This window comes from Streptomyces sp. NPDC002130, assembly GCF_040296465.1.
Classification (GTDB): Bacteria; Actinomycetota; Actinomycetes; order Streptomycetales; family Streptomycetaceae; genus Streptomyces.
The window spans coordinates 1-1,535 of sequence record NZ_JBEOXI010000773.1; the positions used below are offsets into that span (position 1 = coordinate 1).

Sequence of the window (1,535 nt, forward strand, 5' to 3'; positions counted from 1 at the left end):
CTTGACCTACGAAATCGAACGCTCCCATTCGCAGCTGTCCTTGAATAGATACAGCAGCGCGCGGCACTTCGAACCCGTTACCCCAACTTTACAAGCCAAACTCTAGCGAAAAGCCATTCAATAGTTCTATGCTCGCTCCTATGACCCAATTCACGATGACGGCGGAGGCACTCCCCGCCATGCCCCTGATCGGAGTCACCGGCCGCGTCGACCGCGGCGGGCCGTCACTACCCAACGTCGTCGGCGACGCGTTGATGGAAATGTTCTTCACCGATTTTCCCTCGAAAATCCGCGCGGCCGGTGGTCAACCGATCCTGCTGAGTATCCACAGTGATCCGCGCCGAATCGTCGAGCATCTCGACGCCCTCGTACTCAGCGGTGGTTCCGACGTGGACCCCAGGCGTTACGGCCGCACCCCCGGACCAAACTCCTCGATGATCGACCCCGCTCGGGACGAATTCGAGACTTCCGGGTACGACGGAATCGATGTCGATGAAAACGGTGTCGACCTGGCCGTAGGTCGCGGCGGTGGCCACGTCGGCGACGTCGGTTTGAGTGCGTCCCTGTTCGGTGCGCACGTTGAAGGTGTCACGCACCGCCGCGAGCTGCTCGGCGTGGAAATCGTCGAGCGCAGGACGCGAACCGTCCGCCACTTCCTGCGTCGACAAGGCTTCCGGGTTTCCCTCGACGGTTTTGTCGACCAGGTGGCGGTACGAATTCACGGAGCGATACACCGATGCGATGGGTTCCGCGGCAGCCAGGATCAAGGGGACGTCGCGGCCGGCGAGGACACCACGAACCTCGTGATCGACTGCGCGGGCGTACTGATTGACGCGCAGCTTTCGGCTGTCCGACCCCGACAGTCGACCCGCTTCGGTGCGACTGTTGATCGACGACTTGCCCGCGTGATCCGCAGCGTTCTTCGGCATTCCCTGAACACGAACCTCGTCGGCCGGCTGATCGGCGGCGATCTCGATCAATCGCACCGACCCCTCTGCCAGAGCGAGAACGAACGCCGTCTGGGGGAAGGTCACAGAACGAAGCAGCGGCTTGAGATGGAACCGATCGCTGACCGTTTCGAGCGCTTGCAGACGGTTGGGGAGGCGGAAGGTCACCAGACGCTCCGGCGTCGCGTACGTGACCAATGAGCGCGACTGGAAGCGCCAGAAATCGTCGTCGTCGTCGAGCTCTGCGTATTCGGCCTCGAACAGTTTGCGCTCGGCCGGATCCTCCACCGATGCGAGTGCCGAGCGGACCTGGTCCTTGAAGGCGATGCGCGCTTTGTCATGATCCTGCGGCGCATCTTCAGTCGGAGTCACGATGGTGATGCAGGTGGGCCCTTCCACCTCCGCGAGTGCGGCAATTTCACCGTGGCTGGGAATGTCGTTGTGAAGCACTACGAACCTCCTGAAATTGGGTTCTCCTCACGCTACGCCCGGCTGGTTATGACCACTAGACTTTCCGGAGAATTCGGGACGAGCCGCCATGGGCATCGGGGCGCCGTAGCCGCCGGACGCGGGTGGCGCCGCCATGGG

The 1,535-nt window shown here is 62.4% G+C and carries 2 pseudogenes; one reads left to right on the forward strand and one right to left on the reverse strand.

What is annotated here, in order from left to right:
- Positions 1 to 179 precede the first annotated feature (179 nt).
- Positions 180 to 407, forward strand: a pseudogene (locus ABT116_RS45375) (gamma-glutamyl-gamma-aminobutyrate hydrolase family protein); the annotation flags it as partial.
- A gap of 117 nt (positions 408 to 524) precedes the next feature.
- On the opposite strand, the pseudogene ABT116_RS45380 reads toward ABT116_RS45375, so the two are convergent.
- Positions 525 to 1,397 (reverse strand): annotated as a pseudogene (locus ABT116_RS45380) (baeRF11 domain-containing protein); the annotation flags it as partial.
- Positions 1,398 to 1,535 lie beyond the last annotated feature (138 nt).